The following is a 22,476-nucleotide window of genomic DNA, read 5'->3' as shown; positions in this document are numbered from 1 at the left end:
TTTCTAGGAGACCCATGTCCGAGACCGCGAACGCCTCCGGCAAGACCCCCGTCGACTTCTGGTTCGACCCGCTGTGCCCCTGGGCCTGGATGACCTCCCGCTGGGTCCTGGAGGTCGAGAAGGTCCGGAACATCGAGGTGCACTGGCACATCATGAGCCTGGCCGTGCTCAACGAGCCGAAGATCGACGAACTGCCCGAGGAGTACCGCGAGCTCCTGGAGACCAAGGCCTGGCAGCCGATCCGGGTGGTCACCGCCGCCTGGCAGAAGCACGGCTCCGACATCCTCGGCCCGCTCTACACCGCGCTCGGCACCCGGATCCACAACGAGGGCCAGGGCCCGACCCGTGAGGCCGTCGAGGGCGCCCTCGCCGAAGTCGGCCTGCCCGCCGACCTGATCGAGTACTTCGACCAGAAGGACTTCGAGTTCGACGCCGAGCTGCGCGCCTCCCACAAGGAGGGCATCGACAAGGTCGGCCAGGACGTCGGCACCCCGGTCATCGCGGTCCCCGGCGCCGACGGCGAGCAGATCGCCTTCTTCGGCCCGGTCGTCACCCCGGCCCCCAAGGGCGAGGAGGCGGCCCGCCTCTGGGACGGCACCGTGGCGGTCGCCTCGGTCCCGGGCTTCTACGAGATCAAGCGCACCCGCACCAAGGGCCCGGACTTCAGCAACCTGTAGTCACTTCTCCGGCTCGGGGAAGGAACCCCCGTCGTTCTGATTCCCGAGCCGCTGATACCGAAGACACCCTTCACGGGCACACCGGTAGTACGAGCCCAGGCGAGTGTGCTTGGGCTTGTGCTCCCGGACGAACTTCTGCTCCTCGTCGGTGAGCGCCCGGAACTCCTGAAGCGACCCACCACAATTCGAGCACCGCATGAACACCGTGCACTCCAGCCCACCCAGGGGCGCGGGGAACTGCGCGACAAGCCACGACGAAACCCGCAGCTAACGTCCGGCCGCCTCCCGAGCCACATCCAACCGTCCCAAATGCTCCTGGAACCCCTTGGAGTAGTACGCGGACCGCCCAGGATCCGGCTCAACAACGGCCGTAGGCTCGGTCCACACCCCGGCATCAAGCGAAACCCCGAACCGCTCCGCCGCAGCCAACACGGCCCCCCGAGCCCCCACCTCCCCCTCGACGACCCGAAGCGGCCGCCCGAGCACATCCGCCAGCAACTGCATCCACGCGGAACTACGGGTCCCGCCACCGCACACCGCCAACGACCCCGTCAGCCCGGCCGCCTCCAGACAGTGCCGAGCCGCATACCCGATCCCCTCACAGGTCGCCCGGATCAGATCCGCAGGCGTCGTCTCCAGCGAGACCCCGCTCAGCTCGGCCCGCAGATGAGGCTCGACAAACGGAGCCCGCTCCCCGGAGGGAGCGAAGTACGGCAGCACCCGCACCCCGCGCGCCCCCGGAGGAGTGGACGCCAGCAACCCGTCCACCTCCGCATGCGTCACCCCCGTCGTCGACAGCACCCAGTCCAGCGCGGCGGTACCGACCATCGCCGGCATGGCCCGCAGCCGATGCCCGTGCCGGTCGGTGGAGATGTACAGCCCGGCGGGCTCACCGCTCAGGTCGAGCTCGGTCGTCGCGACCAGCGCGGCGAGACAGGTCCCCACGATGAGGAGACCGTCCCCCGGCTCGGTGACCCCCGCCCCCAGCGCACAGGCCGGCAGATCGTACGGCCCGTTGGAGATCCGCGTCCCGGCCGACAGCCCCTCGCCGAGCGCGTGGCCGGTGGCGAGAGGGTCGCCGATGGGCGGCAGCAGTCCCCGCCGACGGGTCAGCCCCAGCAGCTCCACGACCCGGTTGTCGTACGTCCGGGTCCGCGGGTCCATGAACGGCATCGACGCGTCCGACACATCCGTCGAGGCCCGCGCGGCGCCCGTCAGCCGCTGGAAGACCATGTCCTTGCAGTACACGGCGGCCGCGGCGGCGTCCAGGGACTTCGGGTCGTACCGGTCCAGCCAGGCCAGCAGCGGTCCCGGTGAGCCCGGGAACATCGCACCGCCGGTCCGCCGGAACACCGTCTCGAAGGTGCCGTCCGCGAGCCACTGGTCGAGCAGTTCGTGCGCCCGCCCGTCCATCCAGGACACCGCGGACCGCACCGGCCGCCCCTCCTCGTCGACCAGCCAGACGCCGTCGCCCTGCCCGGTCAGCCCGGCCAGCTCCACCGGCTCCGGCACCCGCGCGGTCAGCTTGCCGAGGACGTCGACGACGGCGTCGTAGACCTCGGTCATGTCCTGCTCGACGAAGCCGCCGTGCAGGGAGAGCTCCACCGGGCGCGACTCGACGGCCAGTTGGCGACCCGCACCGTCGAAGGCGGCGGCCTTGACGACGGACGTGCCCACATCGATACCGACGTACATACGGATTCCCTTCTACGGCCGTCAGGTCAGGCAGTGCGCCAACCGCTCCCCGCGCGCCCAGCGGCCCACCTCCTCCGCCGCGATCCTCGCCGCCTTCTCCGCCACCGCCCGGCTCGCCCCGCCGAGGTGCGGGGTCAGGACGACCCGGTCGGCCAGGGCGTGCAGCCGGGAGTCCGCGGGCAGCGGTTCGAGCTCGTAGGTGTCGAGGGCGGCCGCCGACACCCGGCCGGCCTCCAGGGCGTCGCACAGGGCGCTCTCGTCGATCAGCGGGCCGCGGGCCACGTTCACCACGACCGACCCCTCGGGCAGCAGCCCCAGCTCGCGCGCGCCGATCAGACCGCGGGTCTCGGCGGTGAGCCGGGCGTGCAGGGTGATGGCCCGGGAGCGGGCGAGGAGGTGGTCCAGGGAGTTCACCCGCAGGCCGTGGATCTCGCCGCGCACATAGGGGTCGTACACCATGACCTGCGCGCCGAAGGCGCACAGCACGCGCGCGACCCGGCTGCCGACGGCGCCGTAGCCGACGAGCCCGACGGGCAGGTCCTCCAGCTCCAGGCCGCTGCGCTCGTACGTGTAGTAGGCGGCACCGCTCTCCCAACTGCCCTGCGCGGCGAGGAGATCGTGGGCCTGCGGGATGCGGCGCAGGGCGGCGAGCAGCATGCCGACGGTGAACTCGGCGGTGGCGGCGGCGTTGCGCCCGGGCGCGAAGCACACCCGTACGTCATGGGCCTTGGCCGCGTCGAGGTTCACGTTGACCGGCCCGCCCCGGCACACCACGACCAGCTTCAGCCGGTCGGCGGCGTTCAGCACGCGCTCGGTGACGGGGCCCATCTGGGTGACGAGGACCTCCGCGCCGTCCAGCGCCTCGATCAGCTCGTCCTCGGCGTCGCTCGCCTCCGTCACCTCGGAGACGGGCCCGAAGGGTTCGAGGGGCCAGCCGAGCGTCAACTCCGTGGTCCGCACGGCGAGGTCGCCCAGCTCGGCCTCGACCGCCCCGGCGATCAGCCGCGGCAGTACGAAGTGGTCGCCGGCCGCCACGACACGGACGGGATCGGTCCTCAGGGTCATCGTCGACCTCCGGATCGTCGCTTCACTGTCACGATGTTGAGCCGCGCGTCCGGGGTACGCATAGACCCCGTGCGGGTGGGAGGTGCCGGCAGGGCGGAGATGGCTGGGATGACCGACGAGAACGAGACGGCGTGGCTGGGGATCGACCTCGGCACACAGAGCGTGCGCGCGCTGCTGGTCACGGCCGCCGGAACCGTGCTGGGCCGGGGCTCCGCCCCGCTCGGCGGCCGGCGCGAGGGCGGGCGGCACGAGCAGGACCCGGGGGAGTGGTGGGAGGCGGTCCGCACGGCGACCCGTTCCGCACTCCTCACCCAATCGGGCGTACACGTCGGAGGGCTCGCGGTCTGCGGGACGTCCGGCACGGTCCTGCTGACGGACCCGCAGGGCCGGCCGACGAGCCCCGCGCTCATGTACGACGACGCCCGCGCGGCGACCGAGGCGGCCGCGCTGCGTGCGGCGGGCCTCGCGGTCCAGGACACCTGGGCGCTGCCGAAGGCGCTGTGGCTCGTCGCCGCCCACGGCAAGGGCAGGGTCACCCATCAGCCCGACACCGTCACCGCCCGGCTGGTCGGCCGACCGGTGCCCACCGACTCCAGCCACGCCCTGAAGACGGGCTACGACCTCGAGCGCGACGCCTGGCCGGACCTCGCCCTCGATCTCCCCGAGGTGGTCCGCCCCGGCACCCGGCTCGGCGAGGTCTGCCCGGCCGCCGCCGAGGCCACCGGCATCCCCGCCGGGACCCCGGTCGTCGCCGGGATGACCGACGGCTGCGCGGCCCAGATCGCGGCGGGCGCGCTGCGGCCCGGCTCCTGGAACTCGGTGCTCGGCACCACCCTCGTCCTCAAGGGGGCCGCCCCGGAACCGGTCCGCGACCCCACCGGCGTGGTCTACAACCACCGCGCGCCGGACGGGACCTGGCTGCCGGGCGGGGCGTCGAGCGTGGGCGCGGGCGCCCTCCCGGCGGACCTGGACCCCGTGGCCATGGACGAGCGGGCGGCCGCGTTCGAGCCCTCCGGCGCGATCACCTACCCGCTGGTGTCACGCGGGGAGCGGTTCCCCTTCCGCGCCCCGGACGCCACCGCCCTCACCCTCGGCACCCCGGCCGACGACGCGGATCGCTGGGCCGGCCTGCTCCAGGGCGTGGCCCTCGCCGAGCGGCTCTGCCTCGACTACCTCCACCACCTGGGCGCCCCGCTGGACGGACCGCTCACCTTCACCGGCGGTGCCGCCCGCAGCGCCTACTGGAACCAACTCCGCGTCGACATCCTGGGCCGCCCGGCCCGAATCCCGGAACAGACCGAACCGGCCCTGGGAATGGCCGCGTTGGCGGCCCACGGCGTCACGGGGGAGCCCTTGCCGGACCTGGCGGAGGGCATGGTCCGCATCCGCACCTACCTGGAACCACGCCCGGGCCGCACAGCCCTGTTCGCCGAGCCGTACGCCCGCCTCCTCGACGAACTCACCGAGCGAGGCTGGCTCCCAACACCGGTCGCGGCGCATGCGCACAGCCAACTGAACTGACTTAGGGGCGCGGGGAACTGCGCGACCAGCCACAACGGCGCCGCACACGACGACGGGACCAAGCCATGAGCACCACCCTCCTACTGACCCGCCACGGCCAAACGATCTGGCACGCCGAGAACCGCTACGCCGGCGTCAGCGACATCGGCCTCACCGACGAGGGCCGCGAACAGGCACAGGCACTCGGGAGATGGGCCACCACCCACCGCCCCGACGCGATCTGGACGTCGCCCCTCTCCCGGGCGATCGCCACCGCGGAACCGGCCGCCCGCGCCCTCGGCAGAGAACCGCACCGCGAACCCGACCTCAGAGAGTGCGACTTCGGGGTGGTGGAGGGCCGTACCCTCAACGAGTTCGCCGCCGAAGTCCCTGACGCGGCCGAGGCGTTCCGGGCGGACCCGGTGACGTATCCGTTCCCCGGCGCGGAGGACCCCCGCGAAGCCGCCGCCCGCGGCACCGCGGCCCTGCGCCGCATCGCCGCGGCCCATCCCGGCGAGCGGGTCCTGGTCGTCGCCCACAACACCCTGCTGCGGCTGGTGCTGTGCACCCTGCTGTCGATCCCGGTCGGGGAGTACCGCAGAGTGTTCCCGCGGTTGCGCAACGCGGCGATCACCGAACTCCGGCTCGACAAGGACGGATCCGCCGCACTTCTCTCGCTCAATGTGCCGTGCGAGCAGGACCGGTCGTAGCACGATAGGACCATGACGGAGATCGACACCTCGGTGCCGCATTCGGCCCGGATCTGGAACTACTGGCTCGGCGGGAAGGACAACTACCCGGTCGACGAGGCGGCGGGCGACGCCTACACCGCCGTCTTCCCCGGCATCGTCACCATCGCCCGCAGCAGCCGCGCCTTTCTCGGGCGCAGCATCCGGTACCTGGTCGAGGAGGCGGGCGTCCGCCAGTTCCTGGACGTCGGGACCGGACTGCCCACGGTCGACAACACCCACGAGGTCGCCCAGCGCAGCGCCCCCGAGTCGAAGATCGTCTACGTCGACAACGACCCGCTGGTCCTCGCCCACGCCCGCGCCCTGCTCACCTCCACCCCGGAGGGCGAGACGGCGTACGAGGACCTGACCCTCTACGAGCCGGAGAAGATCCTCGAAGCGGCCTCCCGGACTCTCGACCTCACCCGGCCCACGGCCCTGATCCTCAGCGGTCTCCTCGGCCATGTCGCCGACTACGACCTGGCCCGGGACCTGGTCCGCAGGCTGCTGGCGGGGCTGCCGTCCGGCAGCTACCTCTGTGTCAACGACGGTTCGCGCGGCACCGACCCGGACTACGAACAGGCGCAGGACGCCTACAACGAGACGGGTGCGGTTCCCTACTTCCTGCGCCCGGTCGACCAGATCGAGGCGTTCTTCGAGGGACTGGAACTCGTCGACCCCGGTGTGGTGTCGGTCCCGCTGTGGCGCCCGGACGGCGACACGGCACCGGCCCCGATCGGCCAGCACGGAGGCGTCGGGCGAAAGCCCTGACGGAATCGGATGCCCCCGCGAGTCACGTCCTCGCGGGGGCATCCGCCATTCCGCCCGCCGTCGTGAAGGGTGAGAAGACGATCACGAGGCCGGGCGCCTTATTGCAAGTAGATTGCAACTACACGCTAGCAACAGAAAGTGCCCTCTGTCGCGCGTATCCGACGCCCGCCAGTACCAGGGTCATCGCGCCCGTCGCGTACAACTGCACTCGGGTGTCCGGATCCCGGGCCATCAGCACGAGGATCGCCGCCATGCCCGCCAGGGCGGCCCAGGTGAGGACGGGGAAGCTCCGGGACCGGCGCAGGCGCAGGTGGGAGACGGCGACCAGGGTCCAGACGACGAGGACGACCGCGCCGATCATGTTGAGGAGCCAGGGGAAGACGTCGTCGGGCCGCCAGTGGCTCAGCAGCACACAGCCGAAGCCGAACAGGCAGGAGACCAGCACGGCGATCCGCGGGACACCGCTGGACACCCGGCCGAGCGCCTGCGGGCCCAGACCGCGCGCGACGAGCGAGTAGGCGATGCGCGAGGAGCCGTAGACGTTGGCGTTCATCGCGGAGAGCAGGGCCACCAGCACCACCACGTTCATCAGCTGCCCCGCCCCCGGGATGCCCAGTTCGTCGAGGGCGGCGACGTACGGGCCCTTCTCCACGACGGCCTTCGAGTCCCACGGGACCAGGGTGACGATGACCGCCATCGAGCCGATGTAGAACAGCCCGATCCGCCACATCGCGGTACGGACCGCGCTCGCCACTCCGCGCACCGGGTCCTCGGACTCGGCGGCCGCGATGGTGACCGTCTCCAGGCCGCCGTACGCGAAGACCGAGGCGAGCAGGCCGACGACCAGGCCCTCGCCGCCGCCGGGGAAGAAGCCGCCCCGGCCGGTGAGGTTGGCGGTGCCGGGGGAGTGAGTGCCGGGCAGGACGCCGGCGATCGCCAGGACCCCGAGGACCAGGAACAGGCCGATCGCACCGACCTTCAGGGCGGCGAACCAGAACTCGAACTCGCCGAAGTTCTTCACCGCGGCCAGGTTCGTGGCACAGAAGACCAGCATGAACAGGGCGACCCAGGCCCACTCCGGGGTCCCGGGGAGCCAGCCGGTCACGATCTTCGCGGCGCCGATGCCCTCCAGGCCCACGGCCGTGCAGAGCAGCACCCAGAACGACCACCCGGCCGTGAACCCGGCCCAGGGGCCGATGGCCCGCTCGGCGTGGGCGGAGAAGGAGCCCGACGACGGGTACGCGGCCGACATCTCGCCGAGCATCCGCATGACCAGCATCACGAGGAGGCCGGAGAGCGTGTAGGCGAGGACGATCGACGGGCCGGCGGCGGCGATCCCCGCGCCGGAACCGACGAACAGTCCGGCGCCGATGACCCCGCCGAGGGCGATCATCGACAGATGGCGCTGCTTGAGGCCGTGGGAGAGCGAGGCGGCGGACCCTTGTGGAGTCGTGGCCGTGGTGCTGGGCATGGGCGCGGTTCGTCCAGTGCGTGAGACGGCAAAAACGCCCACAGTCTGGGCGGTCCCCCCTGGTCAGAGGGGAGACCGCCCATCATGCGGACGTGTCCGGCACCGGCTGTGACTACGCCGCTACGGCTGTGTAGTACGAGGCGTCGCCCTGGATCGAGTAGCTCTCCTTGCCCTCGATGTTCACCGGGATGTCCCCGGCGACGGTCACCCGGTGCAGTCGGCGCGGCAGACCGTCGTAGTTGTCGACGGCGTAGTGCTGGGTGATGCGGTTGTCGAAGAGGACGAGCTGGTTCTCCGACCAGCGGTGGCGCAGCAGGTTCTCCGGCCGGGTCACGTACGACTGGAGGATGTCGAGCAGCTTGCGGGACTCGCCGGTCGACAGGCCCACGATCCGCTGCGCGAACCCGCCGATGAACAGCCCGCGTTCACCGGTCAGCGGGTGCACACGGACCACCGGGTGGGCGGTGCGGTACGTGATCGAGGTGAACTGGGCGCGGCGGGCGGCCTGTTCCTCGTCCAGGGTCTCCTCCGGCACGGCGTAGTCGTAGTCGTTGGTGTGCTCGGCCCACAGGTCGTCGGCGAGGCGCCTGAGGGGCTCCGGGAGATCCCGGTAGGCGGCGGCCGAGTTGGCGATCAGGGTCTCGCCGCCGTACGGCGGGATCGTCAGGCTGCGCAGGGTGCTGGCCTGGGGCGGGTTGAGGACGAACGTGACGTCGGTGTGCCAGTGGTTGGCGGCCCGGCCGCCCTCGCTGTCGACGGGCAGGACGTTGGGGGCGCCGTCCACGGCGGGCACGGTCGGGTGGGCGGTGGTGAGCTCCCCGAAGTGCCGGGCGAAGGCCTGCTGGCCCGCGTCGTCGAGGTTCACGTCGCTGAAGACCAGTGCCTTGTGGGCGTTGAGGGCCTCGCGAATCGCGGTGGCCGTCTCCTCGTCGAGGGGCTTGGAGAGGTCGACACCCGAGACGTGGGCGCCGATGTGCGCGGTGACCTTGCGGATCTCGATACCGGACATGGGAGGTCCTTCCTAGGCGTAGACGGGCTGGACGTGCTGGTTGGCGGGGCGGGGGAGGCCGTAGCGCTCCCGGAGGGTCTGGCGCGGTCCGTACTCGGTGCGCAGCAGACCGCGGGTGCGCAGGATCGGGACGACGTGGTCGACGAAGGCGTCCAGGCCCGAGGGGAGCACCGGCGGCATGATGTTGAAGCCGTCGGCGGCACCCTGTGTGAACCAGGTCTCGATCGCGTCGGCGACCTGCTCGGGCGTACCGGCGAAGGTGAGGTGGCCGCGGCCGCCGCCGAGCCGCCCGATCAGCTGGCGCACGGTGAGCCGGTCGCGCCGGGCCAGCTCCACGATGAGCGTGTACCGGCTCTTGGCCCCCTCGACGGCGGACTCGGGCGGCAGGTCCGAGGGCAGCTGCCGGTCCAACTCCAGAGTCCCCTCGGGGAGTTGCAGCAGGCGCTCCAGGTTGTCCACGCCGTGCCGGTGCACGATGTGGTCCTCCAGCTCCTGCTCCTTCGCGAGCGCCTCGGCCTCGGTGGCGCCGATGACGGGGACGATGCCGGGCAGCACCTTGATGTGCCCGGGATCGCGACCCGCTCTCGCGGTCCGTGCCTTCAGGTCGGCGTAGAAGTCCCGCGCGTCCTCGATGGTCTGCTGGGCGGTGAACACGGCCTCCGCGTACCGGGACGCGAACTCCTTGCCGTCCTCGCTCGACCCGGCCTGCACGAGCAGGGGGTAACCCTGCGGTGTGCGGGGGACGTTGAGCGCGCCCTCCACGCTGAAGTACGTCCCCTTGTGGCGGGGCGGGTGGATCTTCGTGTCGTCGCCCCAGACGCCGGCCGCCTTGTCCCCGACGATCGCGTCGTCCTCCCAGCTGTCCCAGAGCTTGAGGGCGACGTCGAGGAACTCACCGGCGCGGGCGTACCGGTCCGCGTGCGCGGGCTCGTGCTCCAGACCGAAGTTCCGGGCGGCCTCCTTGCCTGCCGTGGTGACGATGTTCCAGCCCGCCCGGCCTCCGCTGATGATGTCCAGCGAGGCGAACTTGCGGGCCAGGTTGTAGGGCGAGTTGTACGACGTGGACGCGGTCGCGATCAGCCCGATGTGCTCGGTGGCCGTCGCCAGCGCGGTCAGCAGGGTCAGCGGCTCCAGCGCACCGGCGGGCCGCTGGGCGAGACTGCTCCACAACTGCGGCCCGTCGGCCAGGAAGAGCGAGTCGAAGGTCCCCCGCTCGGCGATCTGGGCGAGCCGCACGTAGTGGTCCAGCGAGACATGGGCGAACGGATCACTCTCGGGCAATCGCCAGGAGGCTTCGTGGTGCCCGGTGGTCATCAGGAAGGCGTTGAGGTGGAGGTGGCGGGGCATGGGGGTTCCTTTGCTGCGGGAGACGGGAGGGGTGCTTCTGATCGCCGGGTCCGGAAACTTCAGCCCGTCCGGCGCTTGAGGACGAGGCCCCTTCAGGGCCGAAGCGGGGTCCGGGGCGGCAGCCCCGGTCAGTCACTGGAGCCGACGGTCACCCCCAGCGCCGCCAGCAACCGCACCCGGTACTCCTCCCGCGGCCGGCCCCGATCGATGACCTCGTCGACCACGATCCGCCCGGCCTCCAGCACCAGCACCCGGTCCGCGAGCACGATCGCCTCGTCCACGTCGTGGGTGACGAGCAGCACCGACGGCTGATGCCGCTGCCACAGCTCCCGAAGCAGCGCGTGCATCTTGATCCGCGTGAGTGCGTCCAGCGCCCCGAACGGCTCGTCGGCCAGCAGCAGTTCCGGCTCCCGCACCAGCGACCGGGCCAGCGCGGCCCGCTGCTGCTCACCGCCGGACAGCTCGTTCGGCCAGGCCCGTTCCCGTCCCGCCAGACCGACCTCGGCGAGCGCCTCGCGCCCCCGCTCCTCCCCGTCGGTGCCCAGCAGCACGTTGTCCAGCACCCGCCGCCAGGGCAGCAGCCGGGAGTCCTGGAAGACCACGGACACCCGTTCGGGAGCGGTCAGCTGTCCGCTGCCCGCCACCTCGTGGTCCAGCCCGGCCACCGCCCGCAGCAGCGTGCTCTTGCCGGAGCCGCTGTGCCCGAGCAGGGCGACGAACTGTCCGGCCGGGATGTCGAGATCGATGCCGTCGAGGACCTTGCGCCCGTCGAACGACCGGGTCAGACCGCGCAGTTGTACGGCGGGCCGGGTCAGCTGCTCAGTGATCGGCGCCATGACAGCACCCTCCGTTCGATGAGACGGACCGCGCTGTCGGAGGCCAGGCCGAAGACGCCGTAGACGACGAGACCGACGAGGATCACATCGCTCTGGCCGTAGTTCTGGGCCTGGAACATCATGTAGCCGAGTCCGCTGGTGGCGTTGATCTGCTCCAGGACGACCAGGCCCAGCCAGGAGCCGGTGACGCCGAGCCGGAGTCCCACGAAGAATCCGGGCAGCGCGCCGGGGATGACGATCTGCCGTACGAAGGCGAACCTCGACAGCCCCTGGACCTCGGCGAGTTCGACGAAGCGGTGGTCGATGCCGGCCAGCGCGGCGTGGGTGTTCAGATAGATCGGGATGTAGACGACGATCGCGATGATGGCGATCTTGAAGGACTCGCCGATGCCCAGCCAGAGGATGAACAGCGGGATCAGACCGAGGGTGGGGATCGCCCGGTTGAGGTTCACCGTCCCGTCGATCAGCGCCTCGCCGACCCGGCTGAGCCCGGCGGCCAGGGCCAGCAGGACACCGGCGGTCAGACCGATCGCGAAGCCGGACGCGGCCCGCTGGAGCGAGGTCAGGATGTCGGTGGGCAGGGTCCCGGCGGTCCACAGGTGGGCGCCGGTCCTCACCACCGTCCAGGGCGCGGGGATCGCGGCCGGGTCGAGCCGTCCCGCGGCGGAGGCGGCGGCCCACAGGGCGAGGAAGAGGAGCGGTCCGACGAGCCGCGCGGCGGGCAGCCGCCTGCCGGGGGAGAGCCGGCGGCGCCTGCGGACCTCGCTGCTCACCTCGGGGGCGGCGACGGCGACCGTCGTGGTCACGGCGCTCACCGCCGGTACTCCGCCGGTACGGCCTTCGCGGCGATGCCCTCGAAGCGGTGGTCGAACAGCACGCCGACGTCGAACTTCTTCACGAAGCCGCCCTCCGCCAGCAGGTCCGCGGTCTCCTGCTCCCACTTGATCGCCTCGGCCCAGCTCGGCGGGAACAGCGGCTTGTTGGCGAGCGCGGTGACGGCCTTCGCCTGGTCGAGGGTCAGGTTCTGCGTCTTGACGTAGAAGTCCTCGTTCCAGATGTCGGGGTTCTCGTACGTCCACACCTGGCCCTTGGCCCAGAAGGGGATGTAGGCGGCGACCGCGGCGGCCTTCGCGGGGTCGCTCAGCACCGAGGTCGGCGCCCACAGCAGGTTGAGCAGGTCGACCACGTCGGTGGTGATGGACCGGGCGCCCTTGGCCTCGTACTGCTTGAGGTAGGCGGGCGCCTGGCTGTTGGCGAGCGGGGCCACGTCCACCTGGCCGGACTGGAGGGCCGTGAGGAACTGGTTGCTGGTCAGCGGGACGAGCTTCACCTCGTCGTAGGAGAGCCCGGCCTTCTTCAGCGCACGCAGCAGCACGACCCCCTGGGCCTGTCCCTGTGAGAAGGCGAGCTTCTTGCCCTTGAAGTCGTCGACCGTGTGGATGTCGCTGCCGGGCTTGGTGGCGAAGAGGTAGTTCGGCTTTCGGGTGATGTTGATCGCGACGATCTTCGCGTCGTAGTTCTGGAAATGCGCCTGGATCGGCGGGATTCCCGCGTTGTTGCCGACGTCCAGGGAGCCCGCGCGGAAGGCGTTGATGACATCGGGGCCGGCCCCGATATTGGCCCAGCTCACCTTGAACGGAAGCGTTCCCAACTTGCCGAGTTTCAGTTGGAGTTGCTGGGTGCCCAGATATGAGGCGACCGTCAGGCCGGTCCCGGCCGGGACCTTGGCGGCGAGCGGGGCGGACAGGGCGTCCTTGCTGTCGGCGGCGGCACTGCTGCCGGCGCAGCCGCTGAGGCCGGCGACACCGGCCGCGGCCCCGAGGACGGAGGAGAGGAACAGCCGCCGGTCGATGCCGGACGTGCGGGAATTGGGCATGGGAATGCTCCCTGAATCAGTGCAGGAGAAAGTCACGGAGAAATGCGTTCATGCAGGGGAAATGAGCGCGTCACACGGGGCAACGTGTCAGCAACAAAGGGCGCGACAGTGCAGGTTCGGGCTCATGAACAGGATGTTCGCCGTTCCGCGGAAGCCCTGTCAACATTCGGAGTTTCTGAATTAAATAGCCTCAGGTCACGCGGCCAGAGGATCCCGGTAGAGCACGTCGAGCGCCACCGAGCCGCCGGCCACGGCGAGCACGGAATCCGGAAAACTCGACGGGACGACGGAACTCGCGCGGTCGTCGCCGACTCCTTCGCGCAGGGCGAGGAGGCAGTCCTCGCGGTGCAGGATGCCGACCTCGGTCACCACGACCGTCTCCGGGTTGAGCACGTCGAGCAGCAGCCGGGCCGCCCGCCCGACGGCGTTCGCCCGCTCCACCAGCAGCCGCAGCGCTGCCGGATCGCCCGCGGCCGCGGCGGTGACCACGTGCATCGGGTTCACGCCCTCGGTGACCCCCGCCCGCCGGGCCCGCCGGCACAGGGTGCGCTCGCTCAACTCGGCCTGGAGGCAGCCGGTCCGCCCGCAGTCGCAGGGCTCGGTGCCGCCCGGCACCGGCAGATGGGCGATAGCGCCCGCCTGGGAGCGCGGCCCGTGGTGCACCTCGTCGTTGGTGGCGAACGCCGCGTCCACCACGTTGCCGACGAACAGATGCAGCATGCTCCGGCTGCCGCGGGCCCGCCCGAACAGCCGCTCCGCGTTGACCAACGCCCGCGCGTGGCCGTCCACATGGACCGGCAGGCCGGTGCGGGTGCCGAGCAGCTCCCGCACCGGCACCTCGTGCCAGCCCAGCATGGGGTGCTCGACCACGGTCCCGGAGTCCCGGTCCACCCAGCCGCCGGCCGCGAAGCCGACCCCCAGGCACCTCAGCCGCGGGGACCGCTCCAGAAGCGCGGTGAGCCCGGCGGCGGCCCGCGCCAGGATCGTGGCGGCGTCGGCGCCGTCGTGCCGCAGCTCCCGCACGGCCACCACCCGGCCGCGCAGATCGAGCAGCGCGACAGTCGTATAGGGGACGGCCACATGGACGCCGCCCACGACGAACCGTGAGTCGTCCAGGTCGACGGGCACATGGGGGCGGCCCACACCCTGGGAGCGCTGGGGTGTCTCCGACTCCCGGATCAGACCGAGCTCGGTGAAGCGGGAGCAGTAGTCCGTCACGGACGCCGGGGACAGCCCGGTCAGCCGGGCGATGGTGCTGCGCGCCACCGGCCCGTGCTCCAGCACGGACCGCAGGACGACGCTGGCGCTCGTGCGGCGCCGGGAGGTGGGAGTCGGGGCAGGGGGTGTCGCGGTACGGGGCATGGAGGACCGTCCTCGGGAACGGGGGGCCGACACGTCTCGGAGGGTGAGGCGGGCCGGAGCCCGTCTCACTCCGGACGGCGACAGACGGCCGTGCCCACGCGTGCCAGATCGACGTGGCGACGCGAGGAGAAGTACCGGGACTGGGCGACCATGTCTGGAAGGGTAGGTCAGGAAGGGTGAATCCGACCAGACCACTAGGGTTCGTTTGGTGGTTCCCCACAGCCGGGTGAACAGAGCCCCTGTCGCCCCGGCCACCCCACCTCAGTGACAGGGGTCACGCCGGACCGGGTGTAACGCACACTCTTTGTCCGGAGCCCACCAAGCCCCTGTTCCCGGCTTTGTCGACGGTTGACGGTGATCGCCCGGAGGGCGCCGGGATAGCGTCACCGAGTCCCCTGTCGTTCACACCCGCGGAGTCCCCATGAGCACCGCCGTCGCCCCCGCCCGCACCGGCCAGGTCCTCGCCGACCTGGTCCCCGCCTCCCGCGTGCGGGACCTCGCGCTGGTGGCCGGCGGCGCCGCGCTCACCGGTCTCGCCGCGCAGATCGCCGTGCCCGTGCCGGGTTCCCCGGTGCCGGTGACCGGCCAGACCTTCGCCGCGCTGCTCGTCGGCACGAGCCTCGGCGCCCGCCGCGGTGTGGCCTCCCTCGCGCTGTACGCGCTGGCCGGTCTCGCCGGTGTGCCGTGGTTCGCCCAGGGCACCTCCGGGTTCTCCGTCTCCTTCGGCTACATCCTCGGCATGATCCTGGCCTCGGCCGCGGTCGGTGCCCTGGCCCGCCGCGGTGCCGACCGCGATGTCTGGCGGACGGCCGGCACCATGCTGGTCGGCGAGGCGATCATCTACGCCGTCGGCGTGCCCTACCTCGCCTACGCCGCCGACCTGTCGCCGTCCGCCGCGATCGCGGCCGGCCTCACCCCGTTCCTCCTCGGCGACGCCCTCAAGGCGGCCCTGGCGATGGGTCTCCTGCCCACGGCCTGGAAGCTCCTCAAGCGCTGACACCCCTGCGGAACAGGCTCGCCGGGTCGTACCGCGACTCCAGCTCGGCGAGCCTCTTGTCCGTCCCGGCGTCGTACAGCCCCGCGGTCCGGTCCCCGGCCCCGAAGGCGAAGTTGACGCTGCGGCCGAGGGTGAGGGGCGCGAGCAGCGCGAAGGCCGGGTCCAGCACCGCACGCGCCTGCTGCCGCCCGCCCATGGCCAACAGCCGTACCAGGAAACGCCCTTCGCGATACGGCACCGCGTTCGGCGCCGGCCGCGCCAGCGCCCCGCCCAGATGATTGATCTGTACGACCACCATGGCGCCGGCGCCGGGCCCGGTCCGCTCCAGCAGCTCACCCGCCCGCGCCACGTCCAGCTCGCCCAGCACCGCGCTGTCCCCGTAGTAGCTGTGCGGGAAGTCCGGATCACTGTGGATGGTGTGGCTCTCGGCGTACGGCATCTCGCGCAGGGAGTCGGCGAGCACCGGCCCGAACTCCCGCAGCGGGGCGAGGAGTCGGTCCCCGTCGGTGCCGGTGTACGCGACCCGGACCGAGACGACGTACCGCCCCCGCAGGTGCGGCGGCAGCGCGGGCAGGTCCGGATACGGTACGGCGGCGAAGGACGAGGTCAGCGTGTCCGGTACGGTCCTGGTCCACTCCTCGTACGCCTCCAGCAGGGCCCTTGGACCGACCTCGCGGCCGTCGAAGGAGAGTGAACCGCCGTAGAGCGTCCGCACGGGGACCAGCCCGATCTCCAGTGCGGTGACGACACCGAGGCGGCGGCCGCCGCCGAGGAGGCCCCAGTACAGCTCGGACCCCGGGGGCGCGTGCCGCAGTCGGCCGTCCCCGGTGACCACGTCCAGGGAGCGGACGTGGTCGGCCGCGTAACCGAACTCCCGTGCCAGGATGCCGAGTCCGCCGCCGAGCGTGTACGACACGGCACCGACGCCCGGCGCCGAACCGTTGAGCGGCGCGAGCCCGTGCGGTGCGGCGGCCGCCACCACGTCACGCCAGCGCACCCCCGCCTGGACGCGGGCGGTACGGGCCCCGGCGTCGATGGTCACCCGGTCCATGGGCCGGGTGCTGATGAGGACCCCGCCCTCCACCGGGCCGGGCAGTCCGTGGCCGGTGGCCAGCACGGTCACCGGCAGCCGTGCGTCGGCCGCGTGGCGCACGGCGGCGACCACGTCCTCGCTGGTGCGCACCGGGACCACGTGGTCGGGGCGCAGGTCGAAACCGGTCTGGAAACTGGTGACTTCGTCGTGGGTCGAGGTGTTCATGCCGGACAGGGTGGAGGCATAACCTGACAGTTTCCGTCAGGTTATGCCTCCGAGGATTTCCTGCTCCGCGTCAGGCGGTGCCGCCCTCCGGTCGGCGCTGCGACCACCACAGCCCCGCCGCGCCCGCCGCCAGCAGCGCCGCGCCCGCGGCCCCGAGGGGCAGCAGATCACGTCCGACACCCGTCTTCGGCAGTTCGCCCGGGGTGTCACCGCCGGGTGCCACCGGCTTGTTGTCGGTGCCCAGCAGCAGCGGGGTGGCCGGGGCGTTCGGCGACGGGTTCGTCGTACCGAACGGAACCGGGCCCTGCTGCCAGAACGTCTTCTTCCCGTCGCTGGTCTGCACCGGCAGACAGATCTTTCCGGTCTTGCCGAGATCGAATGTCGCGTCGACGGCGTACGACTTCGACTTACCGGCCGCGAGATTGTCGATCGGGCAGGCGAAACCGCTGTTCGAACCCTCCGGTAGATCCTTTTTCTCGATCGGAGAGCAGCCTTGAACGTTTTTGACCGTCATGCCGTCGAAACCGACGACCAAAAGCCTGATCTTTCCGCTGTCCTTGCTCCCGTCGTTCTTCACGGTGGCCGTGAGATCGGTCTTCTGCGAGCTGTTGTCGACAGAGATCGTGCCGGGCAGTGTGGTCGTCAGCTCCACACCGGCCGGCGCCTTGTCAACGGCCTTTCCCCCCTTGCTGCTTGCTGGTCCTTCGTCCGCGCTCGCGGTGAAGGACAAGATCATCACCGTCGAGAAGGATGCCGTGACCAGCGATCCGGCGATGGTCGTCATACGACGAGAACTCATGTTCGTCCCCCTTGGCTGCGCCTGAATTCGCAGTACTTGAAGAGGTACCACAAGATTTCTCCGCACTATGCTGGTACGGCGCGAAGTGTGACCATTGTGTTCCACTCGGGACATCGTTGAGGGGGTGCAGCGGATTGCCGGGGAATGCGGGAGAGACGGGAAATGCGAGGCGCGGCGGAGTTCCAGGGCTCCTGGTGACGGGGCGTTATCGCCTGGTCGAGAGTATCGGCCAGGGGGGAATGGGGCGGGTGTGGCGAGCCGCCGACGAGATGCTCGACCGGCAGGTCGCGGTCAAGGAGATGCGGATCGACGGCCTCGACGCGGAGGACACCCGCACCCGCCGTGAGCGCACCCTGCGCGAGGCCAGGGCGACGGCCCGGATCGACCACCCGAACGTCGTCCGGGTCTACGACGTCGTGGACGAGGGCGAACGCCTGTGGATCGTCATGGAGTTGGTCAAGGGCCGCTCCCTGGAACGGATGATGGTGGAGGACGGCGCGCTGGACCCGCGCGCGACGGCACTGCTCGGCCTGGGCCTGGTGGAGGCGCTGCGGCAGGTGCACGCGCGGGGGGTGCTGCACCGGGACATCAAACCGGGGAACGTCCTGGTGGAGTCCGGCTCCCGGACCGGCCGCCGGATCGTCCTCACGGACTTCGGCATCGCCGCGATGCAGGACGCCAAGGCGCTCACCATGGTCGGCATGCTGGTCGGCTCGCCCGACTACATGGCCCCCGAGCGGGTCTCGGGCCGCCCCCAGGGGCCGCCGTCGGACATCTGGTCCCTGGGCGCGACGCTCTGCGCGGCCCTCGGCGGCCGCTCCCCCTTCTCCCGCGACACCACCCTGGCGACCCTGCACGCGGTCCTCTACGAGGAGCCGGCACTCCCCGCCGCGGCGGGCCCGTTGACCGACATCCTGGCGGCCCTCCTGGAGAAGGACCCGTCGATACGGCCGGGCCTGGACGAGGTGGAATCAGCTCTCCACGAGGTCGCGTTCCCGGCCCCCACGCCGACCCTGCGGGTGGGACCGGCGGCGGACCCGGAGACGGCGGAACCGGGGGTTCCTGGAGCTGCGGGGGCTCCAGGAACCCCGGGAGCGTCGGACATGGGGGCCGGGCCGGATGCGGAACCGGCCCCCTCGGAGGGGTCGGCCGGATCGGCCGGGTCGGTCGGGCCGGTCGCCGAACCCGTATCCACGAACGCGCCAGGCGCCGAGGTGACTCCGTCGTCCCCGTGGGCCCCGCGGGAGTCGCCGACACCGGCCTATCTGGAGCCGCGGATCGTGCGGGCGGCGCGGGATCCGAGGGTGCCGGAGTCCGTGGCCGGCCAGGAGTCGGTCGTACGAGAGCGGCCGCCGGACGTCGTCGAGGCCGAGCCGTCGGACGCCGTCCCGGTCGCCTACGCGGCCGCCGCCGGTGGGCAGGACACGGACACATCCGCGGAGACGGCAGCGCGATCGGATGCCGACGCCGGCACGCCGGCCGAGAGCGCACTCTCTGCCGAGCCGGCGAGCACGGAGTCAGAACCACCGGCCCCCGCCGGGAGCTCCGACCCGGCGCATCCTTCGACCGACGCTGCCGAGCCGTCCTCACCCGCCGAGCCCTCCGGGACCCCGGAGCGTGTTCCCGTCGAACCGTCGTCCTCCGGTGGGTCGTTCGTCGTGGCTGGGGCCTCGGCGAGTGCGGCTGGGCAGGGGGCCAGCGCGTCCACCGAGGTGGTCTCCGAGGAGCGTTCGGAGGTCAGGTCCGAGACGCCGTCCGGGAACTCCGTGGGGGCCGCGCTCCGGGCCGGTGCCACCACGACCAGTACGCCCCTCGCCAGCGCTCCCACCCAGGACTCCCTCTCCGCGGGCGCCCCCACCGAGCACTACCCCATGCCGGACGCGCCGACCCGGGACACCCCCACCCGCGCGGCCTCCGCTCCCACCCGTATCGGCCCGGCCCCCCGCTCCCGCCCCGGAGTCTCCCTGATCCGCGGCAACCAGGCCGTGCCCGATCCGGGCCCCACGGGCGGCAGCGACACCTCGGGCACCGGTACGGACCCGGGCCCCGAGCCCGAGCCCGTCCAGCCCCTGGTCCTCGGTCCGCACCCCCACCGCGTCCCCCCGGAGGAACCCCCCGGCGAAGGCGAACTCCCGGGCCCCGCCCGCCCCGCCGATCCCGCCGATCCCGGCATCCCCCACCGCACCCGCCGCCGCACCACCCTCCTCGCCGCCGGAACCGTCGTCACCGCCGCCGCGGTCGTGGTCGCGATCATCCTCACCACCACCTCCGGCTCACCGGGCGACGACAACGCGGGCAACTCCCCGTCGGCCTCCGCCTCCGGGGAACCCGGCGCGTCCACCCCCGGCACCCCGTCCTCCACCGTCGAGGGCACCTCCCGCCCCCGTTCCCTCCCACCCGGCGCGCACGAGGAGGCCGGAGGGTTCGCGTGGGCGACCCCCACCGGCTGGCGGCGGGACGTGAAGACCGGCGCGGAGGTCCACTACACCTCGCCCGACGCCAAGCAGGAGCTGGCCGCCAAGTCCTCCCTGGCGCGGGGCGACCTGATGGAGACCTGGCAGACCTCCGAGCAGAACGCCCACCAGGGCCAGGACTACCGCAAGATCCGCCTGGAGGAGACGACGTTCCGCGACCACCCCGCGGTCGTCTGGGAGTACACCTTCACCCTCGGCGGCGTCCCCTGGCACGCCCGGCTGCTCGGCTTCAACGAGGGCGACAAGTCGTACCAGATCAACACCTGGTACCAGCCGGACATCGAGCCGAAGGCCCTGAAGACGTACGAGAAGGTGAAGGACAGCTTCACCGTCCTGTGAGCGCGTCCTGTGAGCGCGTCCTGTGAGCGGGTCCTGTGAGCGCACACGGCAAGGGCCCCGCGGCACACGCCACGGGGCCCTTGACCGAACCGTCGAAGGGGTCAGCCGACGGAGACCTTGTCGGTCACCTCACCGGCCGACGCGGAGGCGGGCCGCCCGCCGCCGACCTTCTCCCGCACCACGGCAATGACCAGCACCACCGCGGCGACGAGCAGCGACAGCAGCACGGTCTCCCGCCCGTCGTGCTCGGTGTCGGTCAGCATGTACCCCAGGACGAACACGATCAACGCGGCCGTCGCCCAGGTCAGATACGGGTACAGCCACATCCGCACGACCAGCTTCTCCGGCGCCTCGGCCTGGATGATCCTGCGCATCCGCAGCTGCGAGAAGCAGATGACCAGCCATACGAACAGGGCCACCGCACCGGAGGAGTTGACGAGGAACAGGAAGATCTTGTCGGGGGAGAGGTAGTTGAAGAAGACGGCGACGAAGCCGAACACCACCGAAGCGAGGATCGCGGCCATCGGCACACCCCGCCCGTTGACCCGCGCGAACGCCTTCGGCGCGTCGCCCCGCTCACCGAGCGAGAAGGCCATCCGAGAGGCCGTGTAGAGACCGGAGTTGAGACAGGACAGCACCGAGGTCAGCACGATGAAGTTCATGATCTGACCGGCGTGCGCGATCCCGAGGGAGTCGAGCGCAGCGACGTAGGAGCCGTTGTCCTGGATGGACTTGGAGTCCCACGGGATCAGCGTGACGACGACGAAGATGGACCCCAGGTAGAAGACCGCGATCCGCCAGATGATGCTGTTGGTCGACTTCGTCACGGCCCGCTGCGGGTCCTCCGACTCACCGGCCGCGAGGGTCGCGATCTCGCTGCCCATGAAGGAGAAGACGACCAGCAGGACACCGGTGAGGATGGCGCCGGGCCCATGGGGCAGGAAGCCGCCGTGGCCGGTGAGGTTGGAGAAGCCCGCCTGGTCGGTGTCGACCCCGGGGAGCACGCCGAACACCGCGAGCAGTCCGACGACGATGAAGGCGCCGATGGCCACGACCTTGATGCCGGCGAACCAGAACTCGAACTCGCCGTAGGACCCGACCGAGACCAGGTTGGTGGCGGTCAGCACCACCATCACGATGAGGGCCCACCCCCACTGCGGTACGGCGGGTATCCACCCTTCGAGGATCTTGGCGCCCGCGGTCGCCTCGACGGCGAGCACGACGACCCAGAAGAACCAGTACAGCCAGCCGATGGAGAAGCCGGCCCAGCGCCCGAGCGCCCGGTCGGCGTGCGCGGAGAACGAGCCGGACGTGGGGTTGGCGGCCGACATCTCACCGAGCATCCGCATCACCAGCACCACGAGCGTGCCGACGAGGGCGTACGACAGCAGGATGCCGGGTCCGGCGGTGGCGATACCGGAGCTGGAGCCCACGAAGAGGCCCGCGCCGATGACTCCGCCGATGGCGATCATCGAGAGGTGGCGGTTCTTGAGTCCGGCCTGGAGACCAGTCATACGGGGAATTCCTTTGTGCCGGGATGGGGGGATCCCGTACGAGCGGGGTACGGGTTGGTCCAGTGAATCGGAGGCAAAGGAATTCCTGAACCTTTGAATCCAGATCGTTACTTGAGGTTTCCTTGAGGTTCCATTGTCAGGTCCATATTTTCCCTGCCTGACACCCGGGGCTGCTGCCCCGAAACAGCCGTGTCACACTCGTTCCATGCGCGTGTATCTCGGCTCCGACCATGCGGGCTTCGAACTCAAGAACCACCTCGTCGACTGGCTCAAGGCGGCCGGCCACGACCCCGTCGACTGCGGCCCCCACATCTATGACGCCCAGGACGACTACCCGCCGTTCTGCCTGCGCGCCGCCGAGCGCACGGCGGCCGACCCCGAGGCCCTCGGCATCGTGATCGGCGGCTCCGGCAACGGCGAGCAGATCGCGGCGAACAAGGTCAAGGGCGTCCGGGCCAGCCTCGCCTGGAGCGAGGAGACCGCGTCGCTGGGACGCCAGCACAACAACGCCAACGTGGTGGCGGTGGGGGCGCGCATGCACACGCAGGAGGAGGCGACGAAGTTCGTCGAGACCTTCCTCGCGACCCCGTTCTCCGGCGACGCCCGCCACCAGCGCCGCATCGACATGCTGTCGGCCTACGAGACGACGGGCGACCTGCCGGAGATCCCGGCGCACCATCCGCAGCAGTAGTTTTTCGGCCCAGGGCCGGACGGGGGCGGGGTCGACTGCGGGCGCGTGGGGGCTGGTCGTGCAGTTC

General features: G+C 71.2%; 19 protein-coding genes. 7 read left to right on the top strand and 12 right to left on the bottom strand.

Translation table 11 applies throughout. From position 1 onward, the window contains the following. The first annotated feature begins 14 nt into the window (after positions 1 to 14). Positions 15 to 677, top strand: a complete 663-nt coding sequence (locus ACFULQ_RS28360) for a DsbA family protein (protein WP_383548994.1) — start codon at positions 15 to 17, stop codon at positions 675 to 677. 267 nt (positions 678 to 944) lie between these two features. Here ACFULQ_RS28360 and ACFULQ_RS28355 read toward each other — a convergent pair whose 3' ends face one another. Together ACFULQ_RS28355 and ACFULQ_RS28350 are read right to left on the bottom strand one after the other, a co-directional pair. Further along, positions 945 to 2,372: an FGGY family carbohydrate kinase gene (locus ACFULQ_RS28355; protein ID WP_383548992.1), complete on the bottom strand. Its 1,428-nt coding sequence runs from the start codon at positions 2,370 to 2,372 to the stop codon at positions 945 to 947. 21 nt (positions 2,373 to 2,393) lie between these two features. Next, positions 2,394 to 3,437 carry a 2-hydroxyacid dehydrogenase gene (locus ACFULQ_RS28350; protein WP_383548989.1) on the bottom strand — a complete coding sequence of 348 codons (1,044 nt, stop codon included), beginning with the start codon at positions 3,435 to 3,437 and terminating at the stop codon, positions 2,394 to 2,396. Positions 3,438 to 3,545: 108 nt separating this feature from the next. On the opposite strand from ACFULQ_RS28350, the gene ACFULQ_RS28345 reads away from it, so the two are divergent. From ACFULQ_RS28345 to ACFULQ_RS28335, 3 genes are all read left to right on the top strand, one after another. Further along, entirely contained in the window at positions 3,546 to 4,958 is a 1,413-nt protein-coding gene (locus ACFULQ_RS28345) for an FGGY-family carbohydrate kinase (RefSeq protein ID WP_383548986.1), read from the top strand. A 65-nt stretch (positions 4,959 to 5,023) separates the two neighbouring features. Further along, entirely contained in the window at positions 5,024 to 5,647 is a 624-nt protein-coding gene (locus ACFULQ_RS28340) for a histidine phosphatase family protein (protein WP_383548983.1), read from the top strand. A gap of 12 nt (positions 5,648 to 5,659) precedes the next feature. Then, positions 5,660 to 6,436 carry an SAM-dependent methyltransferase gene (locus tag ACFULQ_RS28335; protein WP_383548980.1) on the top strand — a complete coding sequence of 259 codons (777 nt, stop codon included), beginning with the start codon at positions 5,660 to 5,662 and terminating at the stop codon, positions 6,434 to 6,436. A gap of 118 nt (positions 6,437 to 6,554) precedes the next feature. On the opposite strand, the gene ACFULQ_RS28330 is transcribed toward ACFULQ_RS28335, so the two are convergent. The 7 genes from ACFULQ_RS28330 to ACFULQ_RS28300 all read right to left on the bottom strand — a co-directional run bounded on the left by ACFULQ_RS28330 (position 6,555) and on the right by ACFULQ_RS28300 (position 14,337). Beyond that, positions 6,555 to 7,907: an amino acid permease gene (locus ACFULQ_RS28330; protein WP_383548977.1), complete on the bottom strand. Its 1,353-nt coding sequence runs from the start codon at positions 7,905 to 7,907 to the stop codon at positions 6,555 to 6,557. Positions 7,908 to 8,019: 112 nt separating this feature from the next. After that, positions 8,020 to 8,916: a TauD/TfdA dioxygenase family protein gene (locus ACFULQ_RS28325; RefSeq protein ID WP_383548974.1), complete on the bottom strand. Its 897-nt coding sequence runs from the start codon at positions 8,914 to 8,916 to the stop codon at positions 8,020 to 8,022. Positions 8,917 to 8,928: 12 nt separating this feature from the next. Continuing rightward, positions 8,929 to 10,263: an LLM class flavin-dependent oxidoreductase gene (locus tag ACFULQ_RS28320; RefSeq protein ID WP_383548971.1), complete on the bottom strand. Its 1,335-nt coding sequence runs from the start codon at positions 10,261 to 10,263 to the stop codon at positions 8,929 to 8,931. 128 nt (positions 10,264 to 10,391) lie between these two features. Beyond that, the gene (locus ACFULQ_RS28315; protein WP_383548968.1) at positions 10,392 to 11,099 is read right to left on the bottom strand and encodes an ABC transporter ATP-binding protein; all 708 of its coding nucleotides are present in this window, start codon (positions 11,097 to 11,099) and stop codon (positions 10,392 to 10,394) included. After that, positions 11,075 to 11,914: an ABC transporter permease gene (locus ACFULQ_RS28310; RefSeq protein ID WP_383548965.1), complete on the bottom strand. Its 840-nt coding sequence runs from the start codon at positions 11,912 to 11,914 to the stop codon at positions 11,075 to 11,077. Before ACFULQ_RS28310 ends, ACFULQ_RS28315 begins: the two co-directional genes overlap by 25 nt. Next, positions 11,911 to 12,975 carry an ABC transporter substrate-binding protein gene (locus tag ACFULQ_RS28305; protein WP_383548962.1) on the bottom strand — a complete coding sequence of 355 codons (1,065 nt, stop codon included), beginning with the start codon at positions 12,973 to 12,975 and terminating at the stop codon, positions 11,911 to 11,913. Before ACFULQ_RS28305 ends, ACFULQ_RS28310 begins: the two co-directional genes overlap by 4 nt. A 195-nt stretch (positions 12,976 to 13,170) precedes the next feature. Further along, positions 13,171 to 14,337 carry an ROK family protein gene (locus ACFULQ_RS28300; RefSeq protein ID WP_383548959.1) on the bottom strand — a complete coding sequence of 389 codons (1,167 nt, stop codon included), beginning with the start codon at positions 14,335 to 14,337 and terminating at the stop codon, positions 13,171 to 13,173. Positions 14,338 to 14,758: 421 nt separating this feature from the next. On the opposite strand from ACFULQ_RS28300, the gene ACFULQ_RS28295 reads away from it, so the two are divergent. Continuing rightward, positions 14,759 to 15,334: a biotin transporter BioY gene (locus ACFULQ_RS28295; protein ID WP_383548957.1), complete on the top strand. Its 576-nt coding sequence runs from the start codon at positions 14,759 to 14,761 to the stop codon at positions 15,332 to 15,334. On the opposite strand, the gene ACFULQ_RS28290 is transcribed toward ACFULQ_RS28295, so the two are convergent. Then, positions 15,324 to 16,592 carry an FAD-binding oxidoreductase gene (locus ACFULQ_RS28290; RefSeq protein ID WP_383548954.1) on the bottom strand — a complete coding sequence of 423 codons (1,269 nt, stop codon included), beginning with the start codon at positions 16,590 to 16,592 and terminating at the stop codon, positions 15,324 to 15,326. The genes ACFULQ_RS28295 and ACFULQ_RS28290 overlap by 11 nt on opposite strands. A gap of 70 nt (positions 16,593 to 16,662) precedes the next feature. Further along, on the bottom strand, positions 16,663 to 17,391 hold the full coding sequence (locus ACFULQ_RS28285) for an LPXTG cell wall anchor domain-containing protein (protein WP_383549073.1): 729 nt from the start codon (positions 17,389 to 17,391) through the stop codon (positions 16,663 to 16,665). Positions 17,392 to 17,639: 248 nt separating this feature from the next. On the opposite strand from ACFULQ_RS28285, the gene ACFULQ_RS28280 reads away from it, so the two are divergent. Further along, a complete protein-coding gene (locus tag ACFULQ_RS28280; RefSeq protein ID WP_383548951.1) occupies positions 17,640 to 20,204 on the top strand; it encodes a protein kinase in 2,565 nt (854 codons plus the stop codon). Between the two features lie 101 nt (positions 20,205 to 20,305). Here ACFULQ_RS28280 and ACFULQ_RS28275 read toward each other — a convergent pair whose 3' ends face one another. After that, positions 20,306 to 21,718, bottom strand: a complete 1,413-nt coding sequence (locus tag ACFULQ_RS28275) for an amino acid permease (protein ID WP_383548948.1) — start codon at positions 21,716 to 21,718, stop codon at positions 20,306 to 20,308. Between the two features lie 205 nt (positions 21,719 to 21,923). Between ACFULQ_RS28275 and ACFULQ_RS28270 the strand changes: the two genes are divergently transcribed. Beyond that, positions 21,924 to 22,409, top strand: coding sequence for a ribose-5-phosphate isomerase (locus tag ACFULQ_RS28270; RefSeq protein ID WP_383548946.1), 486 nt, complete (start codon positions 21,924 to 21,926; stop codon positions 22,407 to 22,409). The last annotated feature ends 67 nt before the right edge of the window (positions 22,410 to 22,476 follow it).

The sequence above is a fragment of the Streptomyces sp. NPDC057253 genome (assembly GCF_042669125.1).
Lineage (GTDB): Bacteria > Actinomycetota > Actinomycetes > Streptomycetales > Streptomycetaceae > Streptomyces.
Note: the sequence above shows the minus strand (reverse complement) of the source record. Positions and strands in the feature narration are given on the sequence as shown.